Origin of the sequence: Halobaculum marinum (genome assembly GCF_029338555.1) — an archaeon.
In the GTDB taxonomy this organism is placed as follows: Archaea; Halobacteriota; Halobacteria; order Halobacteriales; family Haloferacaceae; genus Halobaculum; species Halobaculum marinum.
Genome location: NZ_CP119989.1, coordinates 1270310 through 1296629 on the forward strand (window position 1 = coordinate 1270310; position 26320 = coordinate 1296629).

29 protein-coding genes are annotated in these 26320 nt (G+C 72.2%); 14 read left to right on the forward strand and 15 right to left on the reverse strand.

Annotated features, from left to right (window positions below; translation table 11 throughout):
- Position 1: 1 nt before the first annotated feature.
- Both P0R32_RS06515 and P0R32_RS06520 read right to left on the reverse strand, forming a co-directional pair.
- Positions 2-217 (reverse strand): DUF8149 family protein, encoded by a 216-nt coding sequence (locus P0R32_RS06515; RefSeq protein ID WP_276239143.1) that lies wholly within the window; start codon positions 215-217, stop codon positions 2-4.
- 25 nt (positions 218-242) lie between these two features.
- Positions 243-1424, reverse strand: a complete 1182-nt coding sequence (locus tag P0R32_RS06520; protein WP_276239144.1) for an FtsZ/tubulin family protein — start codon at positions 1422-1424, stop codon at positions 243-245.
- Positions 1425-1553: 129 nt separating this feature from the next.
- Between P0R32_RS06520 and P0R32_RS06525 the strand changes: the two genes are divergently transcribed.
- The 3 genes from P0R32_RS06525 to P0R32_RS06535 are packed head-to-tail and all read left to right on the forward strand — an operon-like array spanning position 1554 to position 3168.
- On the forward strand, positions 1554-2069 hold the full coding sequence (locus tag P0R32_RS06525) for a dihydrofolate reductase (RefSeq protein WP_276239145.1): 516 nt from the start codon (positions 1554-1556) through the stop codon (positions 2067-2069).
- Between the two features lie 49 nt (positions 2070-2118).
- Entirely contained in the window at positions 2119-2598 is a 480-nt protein-coding gene (locus P0R32_RS06530) for a hypothetical protein (RefSeq protein WP_276239146.1), read from the forward strand.
- Between the two features lie 42 nt (positions 2599-2640).
- On the forward strand, positions 2641-3168 hold the full coding sequence (locus P0R32_RS06535; RefSeq protein WP_276239147.1) for a hypothetical protein: 528 nt from the start codon (positions 2641-2643) through the stop codon (positions 3166-3168).
- A gap of 28 nt (positions 3169-3196) precedes the next feature.
- Here the strand turns inward: P0R32_RS06535 and P0R32_RS06540 are convergent, their stop codons facing one another.
- Positions 3197-4033 (reverse strand): enoyl-CoA hydratase/isomerase family protein, encoded by an 837-nt coding sequence (locus tag P0R32_RS06540; protein ID WP_276239148.1) that lies wholly within the window; start codon positions 4031-4033, stop codon positions 3197-3199.
- Positions 4026-4931 (reverse strand): 3-hydroxyacyl-CoA dehydrogenase family protein, encoded by a 906-nt coding sequence (locus P0R32_RS06545; protein ID WP_276239149.1) that lies wholly within the window; start codon positions 4929-4931, stop codon positions 4026-4028. Before P0R32_RS06545 ends, P0R32_RS06540 begins: the two co-directional genes overlap by 8 nt.
- Positions 4932-5135: 204 nt before the next feature.
- Between P0R32_RS06545 and P0R32_RS06550 the strand changes: the two genes are divergently transcribed.
- Positions 5136-5462, forward strand: a complete 327-nt coding sequence (locus tag P0R32_RS06550; protein ID WP_276239150.1) for a DUF7344 domain-containing protein — start codon at positions 5136-5138, stop codon at positions 5460-5462.
- Between the two features lie 52 nt (positions 5463-5514).
- The gene (locus P0R32_RS06555; protein WP_276239151.1) at positions 5515-5769 is read left to right on the forward strand and encodes a HalOD1 output domain-containing protein; all 255 of its coding nucleotides are present in this window, start codon (positions 5515-5517) and stop codon (positions 5767-5769) included.
- A 70-nt stretch (positions 5770-5839) separates the two neighbouring features.
- Here P0R32_RS06555 and P0R32_RS06560 read toward each other — a convergent pair whose 3' ends face one another.
- Both P0R32_RS06560 and P0R32_RS06565 read right to left on the reverse strand, forming a co-directional pair.
- Positions 5840-7264, reverse strand: a complete 1425-nt coding sequence (locus P0R32_RS06560; RefSeq protein ID WP_276239152.1) for an MATE family efflux transporter — start codon at positions 7262-7264, stop codon at positions 5840-5842.
- Between the two features lie 71 nt (positions 7265-7335).
- The gene (locus tag P0R32_RS06565) at positions 7336-7794 is read right to left on the reverse strand and encodes a hypothetical protein (protein ID WP_276239153.1); all 459 of its coding nucleotides are present in this window, start codon (positions 7792-7794) and stop codon (positions 7336-7338) included.
- An 87-nt stretch (positions 7795-7881) separates the two neighbouring features.
- Between P0R32_RS06565 and P0R32_RS06570 the strand changes: the two genes are divergently transcribed.
- The 4 genes from P0R32_RS06570 to P0R32_RS06585 all read left to right on the forward strand — a co-directional run bounded on the left by P0R32_RS06570 (position 7882) and on the right by P0R32_RS06585 (position 11706).
- The gene (locus P0R32_RS06570) at positions 7882-8793 is read left to right on the forward strand and encodes a diacylglycerol/lipid kinase family protein (protein WP_276239154.1); all 912 of its coding nucleotides are present in this window, start codon (positions 7882-7884) and stop codon (positions 8791-8793) included.
- 67 nt (positions 8794-8860) lie between these two features.
- Positions 8861-10465: a lipopolysaccharide biosynthesis protein gene (locus tag P0R32_RS06575; protein WP_276239155.1), complete on the forward strand. Its 1605-nt coding sequence runs from the start codon at positions 8861-8863 to the stop codon at positions 10463-10465.
- Between the two features lie 150 nt (positions 10466-10615).
- Positions 10616-11494 (forward strand): SDR family oxidoreductase, encoded by an 879-nt coding sequence (locus P0R32_RS06580; RefSeq protein WP_276239369.1) that lies wholly within the window; start codon positions 10616-10618, stop codon positions 11492-11494.
- Between the two features lie 86 nt (positions 11495-11580).
- On the forward strand, positions 11581-11706 hold the full coding sequence (locus P0R32_RS06585; RefSeq protein WP_276239156.1) for a hypothetical protein: 126 nt from the start codon (positions 11581-11583) through the stop codon (positions 11704-11706).
- 30 nt (positions 11707-11736) lie between these two features.
- Here P0R32_RS06585 and kynU read toward each other — a convergent pair whose 3' ends face one another.
- Positions 11737-13074, reverse strand: a complete 1338-nt coding sequence (gene kynU / locus P0R32_RS06590) for a kynureninase (protein ID WP_276239157.1) — start codon at positions 13072-13074, stop codon at positions 11737-11739.
- Between the two features lie 183 nt (positions 13075-13257).
- Here kynU and P0R32_RS06595 point away from each other — a divergent pair, with 183 nt between their 5' ends.
- Positions 13258-14082 carry a cupredoxin domain-containing protein gene (locus P0R32_RS06595; protein ID WP_276239158.1) on the forward strand — a complete coding sequence of 275 codons (825 nt, stop codon included), beginning with the start codon at positions 13258-13260 and terminating at the stop codon, positions 14080-14082.
- 53 nt (positions 14083-14135) lie between these two features.
- Here the strand turns inward: P0R32_RS06595 and P0R32_RS06600 are convergent, their stop codons facing one another.
- A complete protein-coding gene (locus P0R32_RS06600) occupies positions 14136-15413 on the reverse strand; it encodes an MFS transporter (RefSeq protein ID WP_276239159.1) in 1278 nt (425 codons plus the stop codon).
- Positions 15414-15569: 156 nt separating this feature from the next.
- On the opposite strand from P0R32_RS06600, the gene P0R32_RS06605 reads away from it, so the two are divergent.
- Positions 15570-16589: an alpha/beta hydrolase gene (locus P0R32_RS06605; RefSeq protein WP_276239160.1), complete on the forward strand. Its 1020-nt coding sequence runs from the start codon at positions 15570-15572 to the stop codon at positions 16587-16589.
- Positions 16590-16637: 48 nt separating this feature from the next.
- Here P0R32_RS06605 and P0R32_RS06610 read toward each other — a convergent pair whose 3' ends face one another.
- From P0R32_RS06610 to P0R32_RS06630, 5 genes are all read right to left on the reverse strand, one after another.
- A complete protein-coding gene (locus P0R32_RS06610; RefSeq protein ID WP_276239161.1) occupies positions 16638-17651 on the reverse strand; it encodes a DHH family phosphoesterase in 1014 nt (337 codons plus the stop codon).
- An 85-nt stretch (positions 17652-17736) separates the two neighbouring features.
- Complete coding sequence (locus tag P0R32_RS06615; protein WP_276239162.1) at positions 17737-18471, reverse strand: DICT sensory domain-containing protein; 735 nt, start codon at positions 18469-18471, stop codon at positions 17737-17739.
- A complete protein-coding gene (locus P0R32_RS06620; RefSeq protein ID WP_276239163.1) occupies positions 18468-18863 on the reverse strand; it encodes a DUF7344 domain-containing protein in 396 nt (131 codons plus the stop codon). Before P0R32_RS06620 ends, P0R32_RS06615 begins: the two co-directional genes overlap by 4 nt.
- Positions 18864-18972: 109 nt before the next feature.
- Positions 18973-20040, reverse strand: coding sequence for an AIR synthase family protein (locus P0R32_RS06625; RefSeq protein ID WP_276239164.1), 1068 nt, complete (start codon positions 20038-20040; stop codon positions 18973-18975).
- Between the two features lie 49 nt (positions 20041-20089).
- Entirely contained in the window at positions 20090-21577 is a 1488-nt protein-coding gene (locus P0R32_RS06630) for a CRTAC1 family protein (protein WP_276239165.1), read from the reverse strand.
- A gap of 89 nt (positions 21578-21666) precedes the next feature.
- Between P0R32_RS06630 and P0R32_RS06635 the strand changes: the two genes are divergently transcribed.
- Positions 21667-22062, forward strand: coding sequence for a hypothetical protein (locus P0R32_RS06635; RefSeq protein ID WP_276239166.1), 396 nt, complete (start codon positions 21667-21669; stop codon positions 22060-22062).
- Positions 22063-22149: 87 nt separating this feature from the next.
- On the opposite strand, the gene P0R32_RS06640 is transcribed toward P0R32_RS06635, so the two are convergent.
- Positions 22150-23277 (reverse strand): glycosyltransferase, encoded by a 1128-nt coding sequence (locus P0R32_RS06640; RefSeq protein ID WP_276239167.1) that lies wholly within the window; start codon positions 23275-23277, stop codon positions 22150-22152.
- A gap of 52 nt (positions 23278-23329) precedes the next feature.
- The gene (locus P0R32_RS06645) at positions 23330-24394 is read right to left on the reverse strand and encodes a glycosyltransferase family 4 protein (protein WP_276239168.1); all 1065 of its coding nucleotides are present in this window, start codon (positions 24392-24394) and stop codon (positions 23330-23332) included.
- A gap of 143 nt (positions 24395-24537) precedes the next feature.
- Here P0R32_RS06645 and P0R32_RS06650 point away from each other — a divergent pair, with 143 nt between their 5' ends.
- Together P0R32_RS06650 and P0R32_RS06655 are read left to right on the forward strand one after the other, a co-directional pair.
- A complete protein-coding gene (locus P0R32_RS06650) occupies positions 24538-25752 on the forward strand; it encodes an MFS transporter (RefSeq protein ID WP_276239169.1) in 1215 nt (404 codons plus the stop codon).
- Between the two features lie 113 nt (positions 25753-25865).
- Positions 25866-26255 (forward strand): hypothetical protein, encoded by a 390-nt coding sequence (locus P0R32_RS06655; protein ID WP_276239170.1) that lies wholly within the window; start codon positions 25866-25868, stop codon positions 26253-26255.
- The last annotated feature ends 65 nt before the right edge of the window (positions 26256-26320 follow it).

The following is a 26320-nucleotide window of genomic DNA, read 5'->3' on the forward strand; positions in this document are numbered from 1 at the left end:
CCTACTCCTCGTCGAGCAGCCCCATGTCCTCGACGACGAGGTCCGCGATCTGGTCGGCGATCGCGGGCGCCACCTGCGCGACGTCCTCGCCGTCGTGGCGCGTCTCGTTGTGTCGCTCCAGTTGGTCAGCGAGGTCCGCCAGCGGCACCCGAGTCCGGGTGTCGCACTCCTCGCAGACGATCGGCACCGTCGGGTCGTCGTCCCCCTCGGTAGTCATGTCGCTGGCTCGTGAGCGGACGAGCCTAAACGAGTCGGTTCGCCCCGACCGTCTGCTCCAACGCCGTGAGGCGGTCGCTGTCGTCGACTCCCGAGAGCAGGACCGTCACGCGGAACGACTCGGCGTGCGGGTCCGGGTGGTCCCCCCAGCGGATCTCCGGCACGCCGGTCTCCTCGGCGACCAGCGACCGTGCGCGTTCGAGGCCGCGTCGGCTGAGCCACCCCGGCGGCGCGTGGAACGCGATCGCAGCACGCGAGGCGCTCGTGAGGTCACACGGCAGCGAGAGCCGGTGTGTGACCGCCTTTCGCGCGGTGTTGACGGCGACCGACACCGCCTCTCCCTCGTCGACGTCCGGTTCGGCGCCGCCACCGAGTTTGTCGAGCAGGCCGCCGACGACGCCGTCGCGGCGCCCGTTCTCGACCGCCGTGCTCGCTGCACCGACCACCGAGACGCCGTCGGCGCCGAACGTGTTGGTCAACTCGCTCGCGTCGAGGACGCGCTCTGGAGTCGGCTCGGTCGCCTCCCCCGCCGCGAACAGCGCCCCCAGTCGCTCGGCGAGCGCAGCGTCCTGTCGCGGCCACGTCGCCTCGTAGCTAGCGCCGCTGGCGCGCCACACGTCCGGGTCGACGAGCACGAGGTCGTCGGCGCTCGCCGTCAGCGTCCCCACGGCGTCGGCCGCGTTCGACGCGAGCGGGCGGTCGGGGCCGTCGGTGTCGGCCTCCTCGTCGGCCCGCTTCGGGCCGTCCGAGGTCGCGTCCGCGGCGGCGCCGTCGCCACCGACCTCGGCGACGCCCGGGAGCGCACCCGCGACGTACACGGGCGTCCCGGTCACCTGGCCGAGCACGTCCACGACCGCCGGGGCGACGCCGGCGCCGGTGCCACCGCCGAGAGCGGCACACACGACCGTCGCATCGATACTCCCGACCGGGAGCGAGTCGACCGCCGCCTGCAGTTCCGGTCGCTCTTCGCGGGCGATCCGGGCCGCCTCGCCGGCGTCGCCCGCCGTCCCGTTCCCGTCGGTGTGGACCGCTCCGAGGAGGTGCCTGTCGTCGTCTGCGATGCCGTCGAGCGCCTCCAGCGCGGCGGCGTCGGTGTCGACGGCGACCGCGTCGACGAGGAACGGCGCGCTGCTGTCCGCGTCGGCCGCGACGAGGGCGTCCGCCAACGCGGTCCCGCCTCCGCCGACGCCGACGACTCCGATCTTCATACCGTGAGGGACTCCCCTGGGCGCATAACCGTGACGGCGCGGGGACGCGGTGACCGCCTGGCGACGGCCACCCGGCTGGCGGTCGCCGCTCGGGGAAAGCGGTTTGCCCCGTCCGACCGTCCAGCGTGTATGGTCGAACTCGTGTCCGTCGCGGCGGTCGCCGACAACGGCGTCCTCGGCGACGACGGCGAACTCCCGTGGCCCTCCATCCCCGCCGACAAGCAGCAGTACCGCTCGCGCATCGCGAACGACCCGGTGATCCTCGGACGCAAGACGTTCGACTCGATGCGCGACGACCTCCCGGGGTCGGCGCAGATCGTCCTCTCGCGGAGCGTCGACTCGTTCGACGTCGACACCGCCCACCACGCCGCCGACGTCGAGGAGGCGGTCGCAGTCGCGGCGTCGCTCGGCGCCGATACCGCGTACGTCATCGGCGGCGGGGCGATCTACGACCTGTTCCAGCCGCACCTCGACCGGATGGCACTGAGCCGCGTCCACGGCGAGTACGAGGGCGACACGCACTACCCCGAGTGGGACGAGGCCGACTGGGAGTTGGTCGAGTCGACTGAGTACGACCGCTTCACGTTGGAGGAATGGGTCCGCGTCGACGACGCGGGCGCCGTCGACGACACGGGCGGCGCGTAGCGACCGCCGCGGCGAAAACCGATAGGTAACTCGCGCCCGTGATCCGTCTGTGTTCACGACTCCGCTGCTCGCGTCGGTACCGCCGTCGCTCCCGCTGCTGTTCCTCGTCGGCGTCGTCGGGGGCGGCCTCGCGACGTTGGCGATGGACCGGGCGATGAACCGCCTCGACGAGGGGTGGACGCCCCCGAGCGTTGCCAGCGGCGTCCTCACCGACACCCACCCCGACCAGGCGCCGGAGCGACTCGCCTCGGTCGTCCACTACGTCGCCGGCCTCCTCTCGGGGGCGCTGTACGTCTGGCTCCTGCTCGCGGTCGGGAGCGTCCTCGGTACAGGCGTCGTCGCGACGGTCGTCGCGGGCGTCCTCATGTACCCGCTGATGGTCGGCTTCTTCGCGCTGGTCGTGCTCCCGCGGTCGACCGGCCTCCCACGCCAGCGCCTTCGCGCGACTCGCCGGGCGTGGGCGGTCGAGGCAGTCGTCTACCTGCTCGTGCTCGTCCCGGTCGTCGGCGTCGCCGCGGCGCTGCTGTAGGTTCGGGGGAACGGTTTTCACCGCCACCCGCGTCTCGTCGCCGTGTTCAGACGCATCCGCGAGACGGCGCCCGCGGGGCTCGTCCCGCTGGCGTGGACGTTCACGACCGCCGCCCACCTTGGGTTCGTCGGCGACCGCCCCGTCCTGATCGCCCACCTCGTGATGGACATGCTGCTCGTCCTGTTCGTCGTCCTCTCGTGGCACGACATGCGCGAGGGGGTGCTCCGCGCGTGGCGGACCGTGATCCTCGCGGGCATCCCCGTCACCCTCGCTGGGACGCTCGGGCTGTCGGTCGTCTCCGGCCCGCTGGCACCGACGCTGCTGACCGTCTCGGTCGTCGGGTGGACGATACTCCCGGCACCCGCGCTCTTCTATACCGGTACGGAGTCCGAGGACACCGCCCGGACGGTGAACTACGCCGCGGGGACGCTCTCAATCGCGGGTGCCGCGACGTACCTCGCGGGGGTGTTCGGGGGCGCCGCGCCGAGTGCGCCCGTCCTCCTCGTCGGACTCGCACTCGTCGGCGTCGGCCAGACGGCCGGCATCGTCGACGCGGTCGTGCGGTACTGAGGCTGGATCCGGTCGCCAGACGCGACTCCTACCGACCCTCCCACTCCGGGTCGCGGTCCTCGAAGAACGCGTCCATCCCCTCGTTCTTGTCGTCGGTCGCGAACAGTCCGACGAACAGTTCCGACTCGTAGTCGATCCCTTCGTCGAGGCCCATCCGGGAGGCGGCCTGGACGGCGGTCTTGGCGTACTCCAGCGCGACGGGGCTCTTGTCGGCCATCGCCGCCGCCAACTCGTACACGCGGTCGTCGAACTGCTCGTCGCCGTACACCTCGTCGACGAGGCCGATGTCCGCCGCCTCGTCGGCGTCGACTAGTTCTCCCGAGAGGATCAGCTTCATCGCCTGCCCCTCACCGACGAGGCGGACGAGCCGCTGGGTGCCGCCGCCGCCGGGGATGATTCCGAGGTTGATCTCAGGCTGGCCCAGTTTCGCTCGTTCGTGGGCGATGCGCACGTCGCACGCCTGCGCCAACTCGCAGCCGCCGCCGAGCGCGTGGCCGTTGAGCCGAGCGATCACCGGCTGCCGGAGGTCGGCGACACGTTCGTACACCCGCGGGCGTTCGCTCGCCCGGCGCTGCTCGACCATGTCGCGCTCGCGGAGTTCGCCCACGTCGGCGCCGGCGACGAACGCCTTCGCCTCGTCGGCGCCGGTGAGCACCACCACACGAACGCCGCTGTCCGGCTGTTCGATGGCGTCCAACACCGCCGTCAACTCCTCGCGGACCTGTGCGTTCAAGGCGTTGCGCGCCTCCGGTCGGTTCAGCGTCACCGTGGCGACGCCGGCGACGCGGTCGCCGACCGTGCAGTCGACGTACTCCAGTTCCGTTGCGACCGCCGTGGGATCGGTCGCCCCGTCCGGATCACTCATCGTCGACTCCCTCCGATCCAGTCGCGGAGTCGTCTGCCGGTCGCACCGCCTCGCCGTCCTCCCAGACGTAGAACCCCTCGCCCGTCTTCTTGCCCAGCTTCCCGGCCCGGACCTTCCGTTTGAGCGCCTGTGGCGGGCGGAATCGCTCGCCCAACTCCTCGCGGAGGTGTTCGAGGATGTCGAGACGCACGTCCAGGCCGACCACGTCCGTCAACTCCAGCGGTCCCATCGGGTGGTTGTACCCGAGTTCCATCGCGGCGTCGATGTCCGCGACGCTCGCGACGCCCGTCTCGTACATCCGGATCGCCTCGACGCCGAGCGCGACGCCGAGCCGCGAGGAGGCGAACCCCGGCGAGTCGCGCACCTCGACGGTCTCCTTGCCGATGCTGTCGACGAACGCCCGAGCGGTCGCGAGCGTCGCCTCGTCGGTCCGCTCGGCCACGACGACCTCGACCAGCCCCATCAGGTGGACGGGGTTGAAGAAGTGCAGTCCGACCAGCCGTTCGGGGTGGTCGAGTGCGTCCGCCAACGCCGTCACCGACAGCGCGGAGGTGTTCGACGCCAGCACCGCGTCGTCAGCGACGTGCGTCTCGGCGTCCGCGAGCGTCTCCCGCTTCAGGTCCATATCTTCCGGCACCGCTTCGATCACGAGGTCCGCACCCGTCGCCGCCGCCGCGAGGTCAGTGGTGCCCGTGATCCGGTCGAGCGCCGCCGTACGCTCGGCCTCGGTCACCTTCCCCCGCTCCACGCCGCCGGCGAGCGTCGCGTCGACCGACTCGATGCCGTCCTCGACGTACGACGACTCGATGTCTCGCAACGCCACCTCGTGACCGGCGGTCGCGGCCGCGTGTGCGATGCCGCTCCCCATCGTGCCCGCGCCGAGTACCGTGATACGCATGCGGTGTCCCTGCCGCCCGTCGACATAAGGGTGGGTGGTGCGGTCGTCGCTCCACGCGCTCGGTGGCTCCGTCGCTCCCCGTCGTCGCCGTCGTCGTCGCCGTGTCGCGACCTCCGCACACAGCAGATCGTACACTAACGCCGAACCATCGTGTGGACAACTGATTGAATCACCTATACCGGAGGGTCGTGGTGTGTCCCTACGATGACCGGGCACGACCTCACCGTCGACGGCCTCTATGAGGTGTTGAGTGACGGGACGCGTCGACGACTGTTGTGGACGATGCTCGACTCCGGCCCGCCGATGCGCCTCAGGATTCCGGAGGACCTCCCGAGAGACGTCGCCGACCATCGGCCGCGGCGCATCCAGTTGCACCACGTCCACCTGCCGAAACTCGTCGACGCCGGGCTCGTCAGCTGGGACGACGACCGCGGTGAGGTGACCGGGGGACCGACGTTCGACCGCGCCAAACCCCTGCTCGCCGTGGCGCGCGACGGCGAGCGTGTGACCCCACTGCCGGGGGCGGTGTGATCGTGCAGCGTCGCCGATCCGCTTGCATCCCGGCGGCCCGGAGGTGGGGTCGATGGTAGCCGAGACGGCGATTCCGCTGGCGGTCGTCGAGGCAATCGCCACCTCTCGCGGCGTCGAACCGCTCGAGTTGGAGTTCAGCCTCCACGACTGGATCGACGGCGACGTGTTGAACGCGCTGTCGTCGCTCGCGGGCGAGGACTGGCACTTCGAGTTCGTCGTCGACGGCCAGCGCGTGGCGCTCGACGGGGGCGGCGACATCCTCGTCGACGGCGAACGAGTCGCGGTGCTCCCGGAGTACCAACGGTGAGCGCCCAGTTCGGGGTGGACGGGTCTGGGAGTTGGTCGTTCTCCGAGAGTGAGTCAGTCGTCCCTGAGAGTCAGTCCGCCGCGTCCGGGCGGTAGTCCCTGCTGACGGCCTTCCACCGATTCGAGCGGAACCGACGGAGGTTCACCGCGAGCGGCACCGCCGTCTCCGCGACGAGCGCGACCAGCAGGCCACCGACGCCGAGCAATGGCACCACCGTGCCCGCCCACGCCAGCGGCAGCGCGGCGAGGTACGCGCCCGCCAGCGTGGCGACGAACGGCACCCGGGTGTCGCCGGCGCCCCGGAGCGTCCCCGTGATCGACCCGTCGACGCCCAGCGCCACCACGCTCACCGCTGCGGCGCGGACGAAGTCCGCCGACAGCGCACGATTCGCGGGGTCGTCGACGAACACGCCCGCGATGGGGTCCGCGAGCGCGACGACGACCGCGGCCGCGAGGAGGTACACGAGCAGCGACAGGCGGACGATGCCCCGACCGTACGCCTCCGCTTCCGCCTCCTCCCCATTGCCGAGCGCCTGTCCGACGAGCGTCGACGCGGCGATGCCGAACCCCCACGAGAAACTCCCCACGAGCGCGCGCACCTGTCGCCCGACGCCGACGGCGGCGACCGCTACCGGGCCGAACGTCGCCGCGATGGCGAGCAGCGGGAACACCACCAACCCCTGGGCGGCCCGCCGGGCCACCAGCGGGGCGGAGACGCGACCGATCTGCGCGAGCAGTTCCCGGTCGTCGTCGGAGCCGCGCAGGCGGAGCGGGACGGGACTGGCGCCGCGACCACGCACGTAGTCGCGCCCGGTCATCCCCCACGCGAACACGACGGTGACGAGCCCCGTCGCCAGCGCGGTGCCGAGCGCGGCGCCCTCGACGCCCATCTCGAACCCGAGGACGAACGCCGCAGAGAGGGCGATGTTCGCGACTGCGCCGCCGGCGCGCACGACCATCGGCGTGAGCGTGTCGCCGACGCCGGCGTACGTCCGACTGGCGACGAGGTTGAGGAACTCGAACAGGAGGCCGGGCGCGACGACCGCGAGGTAGGCCGCGCCGTACCGGACGCTGTCGGCGTCTTCGCCGAGCAGGTCCACGAGCGGTTCGGCGCCGAGGCCGAAGCCGAGCACCGCCGGTACGGCCAACACGACCGACAGGAGCACGCTGAGGCGGACGACCGCGGCGGCGCGGTCGCCGTCGCCGCCACCGTAGTTCTGCGAGACGAGCGACACCGTCCCGCCGGCGAGGCCGATGGCGACGAACTTCGCGAGCATCCAGAACGCGTTCGCGAGCGTCAGGCCGGCGACCGCCGCCGGCCCGACGACGAGGCCGACGAGCGCGAGGTCCACCGTCCGCTTGGACATGATGGCGAACCCGGTGACGATGCGGGGCCACGCGAGGTCCGTCGTCGCGCGCAGGCGCCGCTCGTCGATGACGCCCGCGTCGGCCAGCGCGCGAGCCAGCGCCGACCCTGCGCGACGGAGCCGTGACACGGGTCGGGCGAGGCGGGCGCGAGGCTAATCGGTTCCGTTCGTCCGGCGACCGCGCGGCGTGTTCACGTCGCTCACGCCAGCAACAGCCCCGCGACCGCGCCGGTCGTGAGCACCGTGAGCGCGTCGGCGGTCGGGCCGCTCCACCCCTCGTCGGCGACGAGGAACCGCCCGCGCTCGCGGACCCCCTCCGGGTCGGCGGCGACCGCGAGGTCGCCGTTCGACAGCGCCGCCCAGTACGCCAGCGGCGCGATGGCGAGGAACCGCAGGTCCGAGCCGCCGGGGAGGAGGACGTCGAGCAGGGCCGCCGCCGCGATGTACAGCAGCGGCGCGAGCGCGACCGCTCGGATCACCGCCGACGGGGTCGCCTCCGGGACCGTGGCGTCGAACCGCCCGAGCGGTCGACCGGCCCCCTCCCACGCGGGCAGCACCTCCACCTCCGCGTCGAGGCCGAACAGGCGCGCGACCGCGGCGTGGGCTGCCTCGTGCGGGAGGACGGCGACCGCGACGAGGAGGCGACCGATGCGAGACACGACAGACGTAGCCGTCGGACGGGGAAAAGTCGTCGCCCGCGGGCTGCGATGTCGGGGTTGAAGTGCGGCGACGGCGTTCGCTCGGGTATGCAGATCGGCTCGCGCCGCTGTCTCCTCAACCCCCACAGCGGCACCGCCGACCACGCCGAGCGGGTCCGCAAGGCGATGGAGGCGCGCGGGTTCGCCGTCACCGAGACCGACAGCGCCGCCCACACCGTCGAGTTGGCCACCGAAGCCGGTCGCGAGGGGGTCTCCACGCTCGCCGTGTGCGGGGGTGACGGCACGATCAACGACGCGCTCTGCGGTCTCCACCGCGCGGACGCGCTCGACGACGTGACGCTGGCGGTACTCCCGGCCGGGACGGCGAACCTCCTCGCGGGCACGCTTGGTATCGAGTCGCTCGACCACGGGATCGAACTGTCCGACACCGGCGAGGCCCGGGCGCTCGACGTGGGCGTCGCCGAGGGGGCCGCCGGCGAGTCGACGGCGCCGTTCCTCGTGTCGTGTATCGCGGGCCTGCCGGCCAACGCCTCCACCGACACCTCCGACGAGTTGAAGGAGCGCTTCGGCACGCTGGCGTTCCTCGTCACCGGTGCCCGAGAGACGGTGGCGTTCGACGGCCTGGACGTGCGCGTCGAGTCGCCCGCCGAGTCGTGGGCCGGCGAGGCGCTGTGCGTGCTCGTCGGCAACGCCCGGAAGTTCGTCGGCGAGGGTGGACAGGCGGACATGGAAGACGGCCAGTTCGACGTGGTCGTCGCCGAGCAGATGCCCGCTCGGGGGATGGCGGTCGAGGCGGCCATCCACCGACTGCTCGGCGAGGAGACGCCCGGCGTGACCCACTTCCGCGCGGCGGAGTTGCACGTCGCCAGCGACGACGGCGCCCCGATCACGTTCAGCCGCGACGGCGAGGTCGCCACGCACGACCGCCTCGACTTCCGCGTGCTCCCGAGCGCGCTCTCCGTGCGCGTCGGCGACTCGTACGTCCCCCACCCCGAGTAGTCGGGAAACCGACGGGAATCGACGCGCTCCGCCGGGCTTTTCTCTGGCTCGCGACACCGCCGATCCGATGGCACCGGGCGAGGACACCGGCGACCGCGACGACGACGAGGCCGCGCCGAGAGGCCGGTTCGCCGAAGCCGCGTCGCCGGACGAGCGCCTCGCGACCGCGCTCGAACGGGTCGCCCACGGCGCGGTCGTGTCGACGCCGAGCATCCTCGCCCAACGCGGGCTGACGCTCGCGTTCACCGCCCTGCTCACCAACACCTTCGCCGCCGGCCCGTACGGCCTGTTCGCGCTTGCCCGGCGGCTCCAACGGTTCCTCCGTCGCCTCGCGTTGGGGTTCGGCGGCGGACTCAGCCGCTTCCTGCCGACGACCGAGACCGACGCCGAGCGCGACGCCATCGCGACGTTCGCCGTCGCGCTCGTCGTCGGCGTCTCGGTGCTGTTCGGCGCGCTCCTGTACCTCGCGGCTCCAGCCGTCGTGACGATGACCGGAGAGGAGCCGCGGTTCGGGCTGTACCTCCGAGTGTTCGCCTTAGGGCTCCCACCGACGGTCGCGATGTTCGCGGTCGCGCGGGTACTGCGAGCGACCGAGGAGGTGACCGCGTTGAACCTCCTCCAGCGAGTCGCGTTCCCCCTCGCGCAGGTGGCCGTCGGCGTGGTCGGTGCGCTCGTCCTCGGCGACCTCGCGGGCGTCGCCGTCGGCGTCCCGCTGGCGATGGGGGCCGTCGCGGTCGGCGGCGCGGCGTGGCTCGCCCGCTCGCGAGGGTTCCGCCCTCGACTGCGCGTCCCCGACGGCGCGGCGATCCGGCAGCGCTACGTCGACTACACGTTCCCGCTGTTCCTCAGCGGCTTCGCGACGACGACCCAGCGACTCGGCTTCTACCCGCTCATCGCGGTGTTCCTCTCGGGGACCGCCGGCGGCGTCTTCGCCGTCGGCGTGCTCGTCGGGAGCCTCGTGCGCCTGCCGCTGATGGCGATCAACCAGTTCGTCCCGCCGGTCGCCGCCGCGCTCAACGACGAGGGGCACGGCGAGGCGCTCGCTCGCCTGTACCACGTCACGAGTCGGATCGTCCTCGTCGGCGTGCTCGCCCTCTCTGTCCCGGTGGTCGTGTACCGCGAGTCGGTGATGGCCCTGTTCGGGCCGACGTTCGTCGCGTACGCCCCGTTGCTCCCGGGGTTCGTCTTCGCGCAGGTGCTCGCATGTGCCGCCGGGAGCGTCGGCATCCTCCTGCGGATGACCGACCACCAGCGCGCGCTCCTCGTCGTCAACACCGCCATCACGCTGTTTCTCGCGGTCACGGCGATTCCGCTGACGGTCGAGTTCGGCCTCGCCGGATTGGTGGTCGCCTACCTCCTCATGCTCGGTGTGAACAACGGCCTGGAGGTTGCGGTGCTGTACCGCGTCGAGGGGCTCCAGCCGTTCACCCGCGCACACCTGAAGCCGCTGGGCGCGGCGCTCCCGTTCGTGGCCGTCGCGCTGGCGGCGCGGGCCGCACTCCCCGGCGCCCTCGGTGCGGTCGTCGGCACGCTCGGCGGCCTCGCGGTGTACGCCGGCGTGTTGCGGGTGCTGGGGTTCTCGCCCGCCGAGCGCCGACTGCTGGCGACGCTCGTCGAGCGATACGCCGCGGCGGTCACCCGTCTCCGCCGGTGGGTCGGCGAGGCCGTTTGAGGGGTCGCCCACGTTCGACCCAGTCGCTCGCCGACCCACCGCGCACCGTTCAACTGCGTCCAACTCGTGTCACGCTGTCGTCGGTAGCTACAGGAACCCCCCGGACACACGCCCTGTATGGCCGACGCAGACCCCGACGCCGACGAGGCGATGCCCGCCGGACCGGACCGAGCCGACCCGCCGTTCGAGGGCCCCGACCTCTCCGGGTCGACGGCGTTCGTCACCGGCACCACCCGCGGCATCGGCAAGCGCATCGCGCTGACGCTCGCCGAGCACGGCTGTAACATCGTCTCGACGGGCAAGACCGCCGAACCCGGCGGCGACCTCCCCGGAACGATCCACAAGACCGCAGAGCAGTGTGAGGCCCGAGGCGTCGACGCGCACGCCATCCAACTGAACGTGCGCGACGAGGACGCCGTCGAGGCCGCCGTCGAGGAGGCCATCGACGAGTTCGGCACGATAGACATCGTGATCAACAACGCCAGCGCGATCCAGTTGGCGAACGTCGCGGACCTCCCCGCGAACCGCTTCGACCTGCTGACGGACGTGAACGTGCGCGGCACCTACCTCGTCTCGCGGGCGTTCATCCCGCACCTCCGCGAGCAAGAGGGCGGGTGGATCCTCACGAACGCGCCGCCGATCACGATCGACCGCGCCCCCGGCAAGGCTCCCTACGCGTGGTCGAAACTCGGGATGTCGTTCGTCACGCTGTCGCTGGCACAGGAACTCGCCAGCGACGACATCGGCTGTAACACGTTCTGGCCGGTGACCGCCGTCGACACCCGCGCGACGCGCTACTTCGGCCTCGGAACCGAGGACGACTGGCGCACCCCGCACGTGCTGGCCGACGCCGTGCTCTCCATCCTCGACAACGACCCCGCGGAGTACACCGGCCACGCCGCCTACGACGAGGACCTCCTCCGGGCGGCCGGTGCGAGCGCCGCCGACCTCTCGGCGTACAACTGCACCGAGGGTGACCCCGCACCCACCTCAGCGCAGATGTTCGACCCCGAGTACGTCCGCGAGTAAGCCGAGTCGACCCACCTCACGCGTTCGGTTCCGGCGCCGCCGGAACTGCCACCGAGCACTTCCGACTGGCGCGACGACTCGATTGCGTGCGCCTCTCCACCATCGTGTTGCTGGTCGGTCTCGGACTGTTCGTGCTCCCGCTCCCGGGAACGTTCATCCTCGGCGGACTGACGCTGTTGGTCGGCGGAGGCCTGCGCTTCCTGGGGGAGTGAGCCGCCTCCTCGCGGTTCGGGGACCGCGCCTCAGGTGACGCCGCCGCCGCGCGGGTCGTACTCCAAGTGGGCGTCCGACTCGACGACCTCGCGGATCGTCTCGACGACGCGGAACACGTCCTCGAAGCGAGTGTACATCGGCGCCGGACAGACGCGGACGACGTTCGGCGGGCGGAAGTCGACGATCACGCCACGGTCGCGTAGCGCCTCGCTCACCCGGTACCCCTCCGGGTGTTCGATCGCGACGTGACCGCCGCGACGGGCGTGCTCGCGCGGCGTCCCCACCGAGAACGCGTCGCCGAGGCGTTCGTCCACCAACGCGATCAGGTAGTCGGTGAGTGCCAGCGACTTCTCGCGCACGCGGTCGATACCAGCCTCGCGGATCAACTCGGTCGCACCCTCAATGGGCGCCGACGACAGCATCGGCACGGTTCCGATCTGCCAGGCGCCGGCGGTGCCGGCGTGGTCGTACGTGTGGCGCATCTCGAACTGCGTCGTCTTGTCGTTGCCCCACCACCCGGCCAGCGCGGGCGTGGCGTCGTGGTGTCGCTCGTGGACGTACAGCCCCGCGGTCGCGCCGGGGCCGCCGTTGAGGTACTTGTACGAGCACCACACAGCGAAGTCCGCCCCCTCGTCGTCGGCGCCGGCGTCGCCGAGCGCGTGCGGCACCGCGCCGACCGAGTGGGCGCAGTCGAACCCCGCGAGCGCGCCGTGTTCGTGGGCGGCGGCGGTGATCCGGTCGATGTCGAGGAGTTGGCCCGAGCGGTACAGCACCGAGGGCATGAACACGATGCCCACGTCGTCGCGTTCCGCCAGCGTCGCCTCGATGTCCGCCTCGTCGACGGTGCGCCCGTCGCGCGACTCGACGGCGACCAACTGCTCGTCGGGGTCGATCCCGCGCTGGCGGAACTGCGCGCGGATCGCGTAGTGGTCGGTCGGGAAGTCGAGGTCGTTCACGAGCACCGCGGGCGGGTCGGCGCTCGGGTCGGGGCCGGCGGGCGTCCCGGGGAGCGTGTCGAGGAACGTTCCGATCAGCGTGTGGATGTTGACGGTCGTGGAGTTGGCGACGACGACTTCGTCGCCGTCGGCGCCGACCAGCGGCGCGAGCAGGTCGCCGAGGTGTTCGCCGTAGTGGAACCAGTCGGGGTCGGCCGCCTCCCACCCGCGGATGGCGAGTTCTTTCCACTCGTCGGTGACGCGCTCCAACGTCGCGACCGCCGTGTCGGGCGCCAGGCCGAGCGAGTTCCCGTCCATGTAGCGCTCGCCGTCGGGCACCGCGAAGTGGTCGCGGTAGGCGGCCAGCGGGTCCGCGTCGTCGCGCTCGCGCGCGTCGGCGAGGGAGTACCTCGCGGTGTCCGTGTCGCTCATGGCTCCGACTACGGGGCGCGACAGTTAGCGTTGGCGTCGTCGGACGATGCTCACGGGGCGAGGGCTCCGGTGGTCGGCGGAATCGGACCGGTAGCCGACCGACAGTGTCGGTGACCGCGAACGGCGCGAAGTGGACGTGACACGCCACGAATAACAATGCGGACAGTCGCGCGGAGGTGGGGTATGAGCGACGAGTCCGTACCCGTGACGCGGCGAGGGGCGACCGCCCTGATCGTCGGGATGGCGCTGGCCGGCTGTGCCAGCGGGTCGCCCACGAACCGACCGACGGCAGCCCTCCAAGAGGAGGCGGACGGCGAGACCGTCCGCGGGTACGTCGGGTCGTACCACTGGGGCTTCTTCCTACTCGACGGCGACGGCGCCGAGGTCGACCGACTGACGCTCGCTCCGGGGGACGAACTCCGGCTCACGCTGTTCAACGTGGAGGCAGAGGCCGCGGTCGAGGCGCTCCCGAGCGGGGTCCGCGACGGCATTCCCGACGAGGAGGAGCGCGCGCGGCGCAACGTGGCGGCGCTCCCCGACCCGCGCGGGACCGACTTGGAGACGCTCCACGAGGCCGCGGAAGCCTCCTACCCGGACCACGGACTCGCGATCGTCGACGACGAGTCCCTCCGAACTGGAGCGGTCGGTCCAGGCCACGGTCCCGGAGGGGGGCACCACGGTCCGCACGGAGGGTGGGGACCGGGTGGTGCAGGACCGGGTGGTCCGGGATCGGGCGGGCCCGGCGGACCGGGCGGCGGTGGATCACCGTCGACACCTCGCGGCCCCGGGCCGTCGGGGATGGGGGGACCGGGTGGCTGCTGGGGCGCCGGCGCCGGGTGGACGCTCGCGCCGCCGACGTACCTGTGGCACCATGCGACCGTCCCAGCCGAGGTGGGGTTCGTCGTCGACACGACCGGCTCCTTCGGCTTCGTGTGCACCGTCTACTGCGGCTACGGTCACCCCTACATGGTCGAACCCGGCCGGATCGTCGTTGGCGACGGGAGCTAACCGAGGAGGTCGAGGGTTCGACGAGCGACCGCCGCACGCGGTGCAGCCGGCGGTCAGTCGTCGCTCGCGGTCGCCCCCGCCTCTCGCCCGTCGTCGGCGCCGTGGTCGCCGACGACCAGCAGCGCGCCACCGACGACGACGACGCCGACGGCGACCGCGAGCGAGACACCGCGGACGGCGCCCGCGTAGCCCAGCGAGTCGGTGAGGAGGGTGACGACCGCCCCCATCGCGACCGGTGCGCCGGTCGACCCGACGCGCCCGACCGACTCCCCGAGGCTGACGAGGCCGCCGCGAAGGTCGTCGCTCGCGAGGCCAGTGATCGCCGAGCGGTACAGCGTGAGCGCGACCGAGAAGCCCGCGCCGACCGGGACACCTGCGAGGAGTGCGGCCGGCACGGATGGCGCCAGCGCGAGCCCCGCCAGCCCGACCGCCCCGACGACGAGCGAGGCGAACGTCGGCGCGGTCCGCCCGAACCGAGCGGTGATCCGCCCGGTTTGGGTCGTCGCGACGGCACTCGTGACCGAGGCGACGGCGACGAGCGCGCCCGCCGCGCCGGGGGTTCCGCCGAGCAGGCGCACGACGACGATGGAGTTGTAGGTGAGGAAGGCGAACCAGAGGAACCCCGGCGTCGCCCGTCCGACCAGCGTCGCGGCCACCGCGGGGCGCGTCGCGAGCGACAGGAGGGCGCGGACGCCGCTCGTGTCGTCGTCAGTCGACGCGTCGTCGTCCCCGCCGCCGAGGTCTGCGGACTCGTCGAACAGAAGCCAGACGGCGGCGGCGACGGGGAGCGCGGCGGCGTAGAGCGCGAACGGGAACCACCACGCCACAGCGACCAGCACACCAGACAGCAGGGGGAACACGGTGAGCGACGCGCCGACGGCGGTGAAGCGGACGCCCTGCGCGGCGGACTCGCGAGCGCCCGAGAACAGGTCGCCAGTCGCGGTGATCAGGATCGGGCCGATGCCGGTGTAGCCGACGCCCTGCAGGAGGCGGAGACCGAGTGCGACCCGGAAGTCGGTCGTCAGCGTCAACGCGACGCCGGCGAGGCCGAACAGCGCGAGGCCGGCGGCCAGCACCGGCTTGCGCCCGTAGCGGTCGGCGAGGACGCCAGACAGCGGGATACAGACGATGCCGGGTGCGGTGAACGCCGACAGGAGGAGCGCGACCTCGGCGGGCGGGACGCCGTACGGCCCCGCGAGCGTCTCGACGACCGGCGAGACGACCGACGCGCCCATCGGCGAGATGAGCGACGCCAGTAGCAACAGCCGGAAGTCCTGGTCGGCGAGCACGTCGGCGTCGTCGCCGACGACCCGACTGAGCGAGAGCGGCACACCGGGTGTCCGCGGTGCCCGCGCAAGAGCGGCACGGTCGCGGCGGTGGTCGCCGGAGCGCCACGCGACCCGACCCACGCGACCCGACCCATGCGCCCGCCGCCGCAGGCCGTCCGATCCCGTGCGGTTCTTGTCCGACTCGCCCGTGTCGCTTGCATGACCGACGCCGACCCGGCCGCGGACGCCGCGGGCGACGCCGACACGCAGGCTGCGCCACCCACAGACTCTCCCCCCCACCTCGACGACGACCTGGCGACTGTCGTCGCCGACATCGAGGCGCTCGGGGTGCCCCCGTGGCACGCCCTCTCTGTCGAGAGCGCCCGCCGGATCGAAGACGACCTGTTCGGCGGCGACGGCGATCCGGACGCCGCGCTCCCGGGCGCCGCGACGCTCGACCTCGCCGTCGACGGCCCGGACGGCGACGACCTGCCGGTGCGGGTGTACCGGCCCGAGGAGACGCCGGCGCCGACGCTCGTGTTCTTCCACGGCGGCGGCTGGTGTCTCGGCACGCTCGACTCTGCAGACGACCTCGCGCGCCGCCTGTGCCGCCGGGTCGGCGCAGTCGTCGTCTCCGTCGACTACCGACTCGCGCCCGAACACCCGTTCCCCGCCCCCGTCGACGACGCGATCCGAGCGCTGGAGTGGACCCGCGAGCACGACGCCGAGTTCGGCGGCAACGGTGTCGTCGGGGTCGCCGGCTCCTCGGCTGGGGCGAACCTCGCGGCGGCGGCGTCGCTGGCGACGCCCGAGGGGAATCTCCCAGCGGTCCAGACGCTGCTGTACCCGATCACCGACCGGGCGTTCACCACGGACTCCTACGAGGCGAACGCCGACGGCCCGCTCCTCACTCGCGAGGACATGCGCTACTTCTGGCAGACGTACCTCCGGTCGGACGTGGACGCGGCCAACCCCTACGCCGCACCACTGCGCGCCGCCGACCTCGGGCACACCGCGCCCGCGGTCGTCGTCACCGGCGAGTGCGACCCGTTGCGCGACGACGGCGCCGCCTTCGCCGCCCGCCTCGACGACGCCGGCGTCGACGTGGCGCACCTCGACTACGAGGGGATGTGCCACGGCTTCCTGTCGTTCGCCGACGAGGTGGCCGCGGCCGACGCCGCGTTCGACGACCTCGCGGCGGCGACGCGCGAGCGGTTGGCGGCGGCCGACGGCGAGTGAGCCTCGGCCGGCGACCGCAGTCGCCTCGGCGCAGGGGCCGCGCTCCCCTCACTCGTCGTCGTCGATGCGGAGCGCGGCGACCAGCCGAGCGGTGACGACCGCCGCGACCACGTCGAGCGCTCCCGCCTCGTCGGCGGACTCGTCGCCGAAGATGCCGAGCGGAATCGTGCCGCCGGCGACGTCGTAGTGACCGCCACAGCTCCCCACGTCGCTGAACGCCCGTCTGAGCACCTCGCCGATGTGGATCCGCGCGTCCGGCGAGCGCGCGCTCAGGTGGATCTTGTCGTGGACGACGCCGAAGACGATGGCCGTCTCGACGCCCTCCAGCGTGGCGAGGTAGTCGGCCGCCTGCGGGAGCGCGTCGCGCTCGCCCGTCCGACCGACACCCGAGACGAGCACCGAGCGCTCGATCCGTCGGTTCGAGATGGCGGTGGCGATGGTGTCGAGCGTCTCCCCCGTGACCGACGGCGTGGACAGCTTCCGGAGCAGTTCTCGGTCGGCGTCGTCGTGGAGGAACGCCGCGGCCTCGTACTCTGCACGTGTCACGCCGCGGAGAAACTCCAGCGTCTCGCGACGGATCGCGAACAACAGCGCCGTCGCGAGCGTCGCGTCGAGGGGGACGTCGAGGCTGCGGACGTACTCCGTCAGGATCGTCGCCGCGGCGCCCGTCCCCTCGCGGTGGTCGACGAACCGCGCGTCGATCGACTCCGTAGGGTGGTGGTCGATGACGATGTCGACCGGCGTGCCCGGCGGCACGTCGTTGTTCTCCCCGGGGTGTGAGTGATCGACGAACGCGAGCAACGTGTCTCCGGGCCTGTCGACGACGATTTCCGGGTCGAACGGCACGAGGTCGATGTCGAGCAGGTTCACGAACGCGCGATTCTGCTGGTGGGAGATGTCGCCGCTGTAGAGGATCCGCCGCTCGTCGATGCCGGCGGCGGCGGCGATCCGGCCGAGCGCCATCGCGCTCGCCAGACAGTCCGGGTCGGGGTTGTTGTGGCAGACGATGTTGATCTCGTTCGCCCCCGCGAGCAGGTCGTGGAGCCGGTGGGGCGCGTCCATCTGTCGACCTACGCCGCGAACTCTGTTAGGTGTGGTGACAATTCGCATGCCTCGCGTGTCGCTCACGACGGAGCCACGTCGCCCCTCACGCGTCGAGTGCGGTCGCGACCGCTTTGACTACTGTCGGGTCGTCCGTCCAGAAGCCGGTGTAGGCGTCGCCAGTCTCGCGGGCGACGAGGCCGCACGCACGCTCCTCGTGGCCGCCGCCGTCGAACGCCAGCACCCAGAAGCGGGCGAGCGGGTCGTCCTCGCCCTCCTCGAGCGCGTGGTAAGTGATGCCGGGGACGGCCGGTGGCTCCCAGTCGGCGGCGCCGTAGACGTGGACGTCGAGCGCGGTGTCGTCGACGAGCACGCGGTACACCGGCAACTGCGTGCGGAACGTCGAGAGCGACTGGAAGCAGACGCGCAGCGTCCCGTGGCCGACGCGGTAGGCGCGGTCTTCGATCTCGCGGCTGACCGCGAGCAGTTCCCGTCTGCGTATCGACGTGAACACGGTGTCGTCGAGCGCGTCGAAGAACACCCGGTACCCCTCCGAGACGCCGTCGCGCTCGCCCGGGCGAGCGATCGGCGGTTCGAGCAGACTGTCCACGTCGGCGAGGCTCACCATCCCGGCGAAGGTGCCGTCCTCCTCGACGACGAGAAACGGGTCGGGACCGTCCGGTGGGAGCGTCTCCGTGGCGACCTCGACGTTCCGGTTCGGGAACCGGTCGAGCACGTCGTCGTCGCCCTCGCGACGGTACACGGTGAACCGACGCCCGCGGTCGGTCAGACCGCGGAGCAGGGAGTCGAGGGTGTCGCCCGACTGGTCGGGGGTCGTCACCGTCGGTGCGCAGACTCTGCGGCGATGCTCCGCCGGACGAGGTCGGCGACGTCTGGCGGGACCTCGGTCGGGGCGACTACCCTCGACTCAGGGTCGTACGCGATCAGCCCCACGTCAGCGAGCACCGGAAGGTCCACGTGGTGGAGTCTGACGGCGATCCGGTCGCGCTCGGCGGGCGATCCAACACCGTTCGACTCGCTGACCTCCCAGCCGAGAAGCACCGTCGCGATGTCGTCAACGTGACGCACGCCGCTGTCGAGGAGGATTGCCATCGTTCGCCGCCGCCCCCGCCCGGCTAACGCCCGGTACAGGTCGTCTTCCGCCAGCAACTGGGACACCTCTGCGGCCGGCCCGGGCGACGACTGTTCCGTCCAATCTACGTCGTCTCCCATACTGTGTGGCTAGAAGCACCGCTGTTAGTTAACGAATCGTACAGATTTCTGACCTGTTAGCTGTCCTCGGAGCCGACTGTCCGCCGAGGGGACACCGGCGGCTCGTGACTCACCGACCGGCGGACAGGCGCTCGTAGACCCCCCACGAGGCGTCCTCGGTCGGCGGGTCGACGCGCTCGCCGTCGACGAACACACCGCTGCCCGCAGTCACGTCGCCCACGACGCCGACGGGCGTCCCTCGCGCCTGCAACGCCGCGACCACGCGGTCGACGGCGTCGGGGTCGACGGCGAGCAACAGCGTCCCCGACGTGGTGCACGCCCACGGGTCGATGTCGAGCGCGCGGCAGGTCGCCAGCGCCGCGTCGACCGTCGGGACTGACGCGCGGTCCACGTCGATCCGGACGCCTGCCGCCGCGGCTGTCTCGCACAGCGCGCCGCGCAAGCCGCCCTCCGTCGCGTCGTGCATCGCCGTGACCCCTGCCGCGGCGTCGCCCGACCGGGCCGCCTCGCGCCCCGCCGTCGCGGCCGCGAGCGCGTCGCGGACGACGCTCGTCTCGTCGATTAAGGCGGCCGCCTCGGCGAGTGTCGACTCGTCGAGGCCGCGGTCGGCCAGCGCGTCGGGGAACACCGACGCGAACAGGCCGGCGGTCTCCACAGCGGGCCCCTTCGTGACGAGCAGGCGGTCGCCCGGGCGAGCGCCGTCGGGTCGGATCACGTCGTCGTGGTCGCCGACGCCGAGCACCGTGGCCGCCCCCACCCACGGGAGCGACGCGCCGGGGTAGCGGGCGGTGTGGCCCGTCGGGACGGCGACGCCGAGCGCCTCGCACTCGGCGGTCATCGCCGCCCAGAAGGCGGCGAACTCGTCGTCGGACACCTCCTGCGGGAGCGCGAACGACGGGCACAGGTGGGTCGGCGCGACCCCCGACACCGCCACGTCGCCGAGGGCGAACGACAGCGCGAACCGGCCCGCCCGCTCGTACCCCAACTCGGGGAGCAGCGAGATGGGGTCGGTTGCACAGACGACCGCCCGGTCGGCCACGTCGAGCACGCCGAAGTCGACGCCGTGGGCGGGGCCGACGCGCACGTCGTCGCGGTCGGCGCCCAGCGCGGGACGCACCACCGACTCGAACGTGTCGCGGTCGACCTTCCCCCGACGGGGGGTGCGGTCGTCGGTCATGTGTCGACGTGCCGGGCGCCGCCTCAAAGCGGTTCCGTCACGGTGTCGCTCAAAAGCGCGGCGCCATCGGGTGCGCCACCTCGTGTTCGGTCCTCGGGTCCGGTCGGTCCAGCGTCGCCTCGTGGCCGTCGGGCCAGCGGACGGTGACGCGTTCGGGGCGCTCCTCGCCCAAGCCGACGTGCGCCACCGGTTCCATCTGGCACAGGTAGCCAGAGCCCGCACAGACGACCTTCCGGGTGGTTCGGGAGGCGGTCTCGACGGTGACGGTCGCTCCGCGAGCGGGCGCGCCGTACTGGGTGGTCGGGCGGACGCGCAGCCAGTCGTTCTCCGTCGCCTCCGGGACGGTGTACAGGGTGAGCGGCTGGGCGGCGAGTTCGCCGTGGACCACCAACAACTCCAGCGCGCCGTCGCCGTCGAAGTCCGCGACGGCGGCGCCGGTGCCGAGTCCTCTCGGCTCGGTCGCCGCGCCGGCGCCGAGTGTCGTCCACCCGTCGTCGGTCTTGCGGAACAGCCGGTTCTCGCCGCCCATCACGTTGCAGAACAGCTCCTCGCGACCGTCGTTGTCGAAGTCGGCGGCGACGAGCGTCCGCACCCGCGTCGTTGACGCGAGGTCGGCTGGGGCGGCGTCGATGAACGTATCGAGGCCGCCGTCCGGGCGGGTCCCCTCCGGCGGGCGCGGCGTGTCGTCGAGGTTGGGACGGTCGGCGTCGCGCACTCCGTCCGTCGCGTCCGGCCCGCCGCCGGGGCGTGCGGTCCCGTCCGGGTCCGTCGTGAACAGCCGACTCGGCGTCTCCCACCCGCCGACCGCGAGGTCGCCGTCGGCGACCGTGACCCCGCGGGCGTTCGTCCCCGGGTCGGCCACCCCCACCGCCTCGGCGACGTCGCGGAAGTGGCCCGTCTCGTTGCGGAACAGGCGGTTTCGACCCCGGTCGACGCCGACGAACAGGTCCATCCGGTCGGAGACGAGCGGGCCGGCGTACAGCGAGCGCGCGCCGGCCTCGACGTCGAGGCCGACTGCGCCTGCCATGTCAGAGAGTTCGCCGTCGTCGCCCAGTTCGTAGAAGCGCGAGGGGAGCCCGTAACAGGCGACGAACACGCCGTAGCGGCCGGTGCCGTAGCGGTCGATTGCGGCGACCGAGCGGCCGGCGCGGAAGTTGCCTCGACTGGCGTTGACCGCGAGGCCGAACAGGTCGCGCCAGCGCACGTCGGGGTGGTCCGGGCGCACGTCGACCGGGTCGAGGAGGAGGTCGGTGTCGCGCGTGCGCCCCTCGTAGGCGTTCGTGTTGTGGACGTACACTTCCTCGGCGCCGTCGGCGTCGAGGTCGGCGGCGACGACGCCGATGGCGTGGCGCCCCTCGTCGGCGACGGCGGGCGTCGCCACGTCGTGGAGGGCACCATCTCGCCACGTGAGGAGTCGGTTGGCCGGCCCGTGCCCGGTGACGAGCGCGCAGGGTCCGCTCACACCGGGAGTGACGGCGACCCCGTAGCCGCGGTGGGGCGTGTCGTCGGCGACGTCCTCGGACCGGTCCGCGAACACGCGCGGTGCTCAGAGGCCGTTGCACAAGAGCGCTCCGTTCCGCCCCCCGAGGAACAACGCTTTTCGGACGCCGGACCGAACGCCGGCGTATGGCAGACGACGACCCGACGGACGCAGGCGAGGGCGACGAGGGAGAGGCAGAGGAGAAGTCCTTCCGCGAGCGGGTCGAAGAGATCCGCGAGCGACGCGAACAAGAGCGCGAGGAGGGCGAGGGCGGCGCGCCCTCCCCCGAGGAGATGATGGGCGGCGGCGGCCCCGGCGGCATGGGCGGCGGCAACCCGTTCGCGCAGATGATGGGCGGCATGATGGGCGGCGGCGGCCCCGGCGGCATGGGCGGCGGACAGCCCGGGATGGGCGGCCCCGGCGCCCGCGAGGAGGAGTCGGTCGGTAACGAGGAACTGGTGCGCGAGGTGCGCCAGCTCCGCGACGAGGTGCGCGACGCGACGCGGCAGCTCCAGCGGATCGCACAGGCACTGGAAGACTAACGCGAGACGCGAGCGGAGCGAGCGTTTCAGCACTCGACGACATTCTTGCGATGACGCGTCACGCGACCCGACAGCGCTGGCGCCGAGCTACTCCGTCACCGCCTCGTACACTTCCTCCAGACGGTCGACCGCGTGCTCGACGCTCGTCTGCTCGCGGCGGTCGAGACACGCCGCCGACAAGGCGTCGCGCTCCGCGAGCGTCCGGTCGAGCGCGGCGGCGAACGCCGCCGTGTCGCCGTGGGGGTAGTGGTGGCCTGTCTCGCCGTCGACGACGGTGTCGGCGAGCGCACCCGCGTCGACGCCGACGACGGGCGTGCCGCAGGCGTTCGCCTCCAAGGCGACGAGGCCCTGCGTCTCGACGGGCGAGGGGAACAGGAACGCGTCGAGGCAGGCGTAGAAGGCGGGCAACTCCTCGCGCGGGAGGAACCCGAGGAAGCGTGCGTCGACGCCGGCCGCCTCGCAGGCGTCCCGGACGGCGTCGCGTGCGGGCCCGTCGCCGCCGAACACGAGCGTCGCGTCGGCGTCGGCGGCGGCGACGGCGGGCGGTATCTCCTCCAGTTCCTTCTCGAACCCGTGGCGGCCGGTGTAGCCGACGACCGGGCCGTCGCCGCGGAGCGGGAGGTCGTACTCGGCGCGGAAGGCGTCGACGGCGTCGTCGTCCGGGCGCGCGAAGAAGTCGGTGTCGACGCCGTTGGGGACGACCTCGACGCGCGTGTCGACGCCGATGTCGCGGAGGTGGTCGCCGGCGGGTTCGCTCGGGACGACCACGGCGTCGGCGGCGTTCATGTACCGGCGCTCGTAGCGGCGGGCCGCCCCCTCGACGAGGACCTGCGCGGGGCCGGCGGCGAGGTAGTCGGCGTACTCGGCGGTCGGGGTGTGGTAGGAGGCGACCAGCGGTGCGTCCGCCCTGCGCGCGAGGTACAGTCCCGAGAGGCCGAGCGCGAACGGCGTGTGGGCGTGGATCACGTCCGCGTCGCGGACGGCGTCGGGGACGCCCGGGAGCCCCATCCTGAAGCCGTCGTAGAACGGGAAGCCGACGCTGCGGGTGGTGTACTCCCCGTCCCCGGGTTCGTAGTCGGGCGCGCCGGGGAACACGACGTCCATGCGACCGCCGCGCTCGCGCCAGCGCCGGCGCCACGACTCCAACGTGTAGGTGACGCCGTTCACCGTCGGCAGGTACGTGTCGGTGAACGCGGCGACGGTTCGAGGGGTCACTGGCCGGAGCCTTCTCCGGGTCGCGTGAAACCGGTTTCGTCTCGCGGCCGACTCACGAGAGGAGGCCCTCGTACGTCGCGACGAGTTCCTCGCCGACGCGCTCCAGCGAGTGCTCGGCGGCGGTCTCGCGGGCGTTCTCGGCGAGGCGCTCGCGCAGGTCGGGGTCGTCGGCGAGGCGGTGCAGCGCCTCGACCATCTCCTCGCGCGTCTCACACAGCAGGCAATCGTGCCCGTCCTCGAAGTACTCGCGGAACACGGGGATGTCGCGGAGGACGCACGGCTTGCCGCACGCCATCGCCTCCAGCACGACGATACCCTGGTTCTCCTCTTTCGTCGGGAAGAAGAACACGTCGCCGGCGCCGAACGCGCCGGGCTTGTCGTCGACCCAGCCGGAGAAGGTGACGTTCTCCGGGGGGTGCTGCGTCCACTTCCTGACCGTCGGCGACGCCTGGGGCCCGGAGTCGACCGTCCCGAACCACGCGAAGTCGTACGGCGTACGCTCGGCGACCTCACAGAAGTCGGTGAGTCCCTTGCGCTCGAACACGGAGCCGACGGCGAACATCACGACGCCGTCGAGGTTGAACCGCTCGCGGTACTCGTCGCGGTAGTCGGCGTGGTCGGCGACGGAGCCGAAGTCGATGCCGTTCGACATCGCACGGATCGGTGCGGTGACGGGGTACGCTTCGAGGCGGCGCTTGGTGTACTCGGAGGGCGTGATCACCAGATCCGCCTGCGAGTAGAACCACCGGAGGTACCGACGCAGGGCGGGCGCGATGGTGGTCGACCCGCGGAAGCTCTCGCGGAAGTCCTCGCTGGTCACGTGGCAGTGGAGCACCAACGGCGTGTCCGTGCGCTTGGCGTGGCGCGCGAGCGCGAGGCTTGCGGGGCCGATGAGGTTCAGGTGGACCACGTCCACGTCCGCGAGGAACCCGCGGCCGCGGAGGCCGTTGGTGAGTCCCTCGACGGGGTCGCCGTCGGGCCACGGCGAGGTGACGACTTCCACGTCGGCGCCGGCGTCGCGGGCGCGTTCGATCGCCTCGACCTGCTGGTCGTGGGCGGTGCCGATACCGGCGCGGTGGAGTTGCGACGACAGTTCGAGGTAGTCGAGGACGCGCACGGTCTGTTGGCGTCGCTTCTCCGCGGTGGGGTTTGAGCGTGCTGGATCAGATCCGCGCCGGTCGCCGCGCCGCCTCGTCCTGTGAACGCGGGTTGCGATCCACAACGCTTGACCTCCGCACCGCCAACGACACACCCGATCACGTGACCAAACGCCTGTTCACCACGCTGTGTGGCCTCGTGTTCCTCGTCAACCTGGGCCGCGTCGCGTTCGCCCCACTCGTCCCCGAGTTCCAGCAGAACCTGGGCATCTCGGCTGCTGCCGTCGGCTCGGTCACGTCGCTCGTGTGGATCGGCACCGCCGCGCCGCGCATCCCGGTCGGGTGGGTGCTGACGCGGGTCGCGCGCGAGCGGGTCGTCCTCGCGACCGGCGTCGCGCTGTCGGTTGCTTCGGCGCTCACGGCGACCGCCGACACCCTCCTCGCGCTCCAGACAGGCGCCTTCGCCGTCGGCCTCGCCACCGGCGGCTACTTCGTCGCCGCCATTCCGCTCATCGGCAAACTGTACCCCGAGGCGACCGGGCGGGCGGTCGGCGTCCACGGCACCGCCAGTCAGGTCGCGAGCGTCGTCGCCCCGGCGCTCGTGCTCGCGGTGATCGCGCGACTCGGCGACTGGCGCGTCGTGTTCTCGCTGCTCGCCGTCGGCGCCGCCGTGCTCACCGTCGTGCTGTTCGTCGTGGTCCGTCTCGGCGGCCCCGACGGTGGCTCCGTCACCGACGGCCCGGCGACCGACGCCGCCCCGGAGTCGCGGAACTTCCGCGCGGCGCTGTCGCACTGGCGGATCGTGCTCGCGGGGATGTCGCTCGTCGCGGTGGCGGGCTTCGCGTGGCAGGGCGTGTTCAACTTCTACGTGAGCTACCTGCTCTCGGAGGGGCTGAGCGACGCGAACGCGAACCTCCTCCTCACCGTCGCGTTCGCCGCCGGCGTCCCCGCGTTCTGGCTCGGCGGTCGTCTCGCCGACCGACTCCCGAAGGTGCCGTACCTGCTCGCACTCAACGCCGCGTTCCTCGTGTCGTTGGTCGCGCTCACGTACGCACGGTCGCTGGTGGCGTTCGCCGCCGTCTCGGTCGCGCTCGGCTACGCCGCCCACGCGCTGTTTCCCGCGGTCGACACGTACATGCTGTCGACGCTCCCGGCACCCGACCGCGCGAGCGCCTACGCCGTCTTCTCGGGGGCGTCGCTGCTGTTCGAGGCGAACGGCTCCGGCGTCCTCGGCGCACTCACGGACTCGGGAGTCGCCTTCGACTGGGTGTTCCGCCTGTTCGCCGCCGGCGTAGCCCTGTTGTTGGTCGTCGCGGGCGCGCTGTACCTCGCCGGTCGGTTCCCGACGCCCATCGACGAGTCGCCAGGCGGGGGGTGACCAAGGTCACGGAGCGCGTGGGGGGTGCCGGGACTCGCTGGATCCACACCGTGGGTATCGGAACCAAGTGACGGACCGTTATTGTTAGATACTCGCACTCCGCGACTCGAGCCATGCCGACCGAGCGCCACGCGACGATCGCCGACCGCGTCGAGGAGTACTGGGCGTGGGCCGCGGGGGCGCTGTTCCTGCTGGTGACGGTCGACCTGCTGACGACGATGTACGCCGCCGCCGCCGTCGGGCGTGCTGCCGAGGCGAACCCGCTGGTCCGGTGGGCGTTGGGCCACCCGCTTCCGGTGCTCGTCGCGCTCAACCTCGCGGCGGTCGTGCTCGCGGCGGTCGTGTTCCACGGCGTGTTCGAGACGTACCGCGTCACCTCGCCACGCGTCCGGCCGTACTACGGTCTCGTGATCGAGACGTGGCTCGGCCTCCTCCTCGCCGCCGGCCTCGCCATCTACGCCAACAACCTCACCGTGATCGTCCTCGGCGCGAGCCTGCTGTAGCTGGGAGTTGGCGCCGTCGTCCCCGTCTGGCTCACGCCGACCCTCCTTCCGACTGACTGCGAACG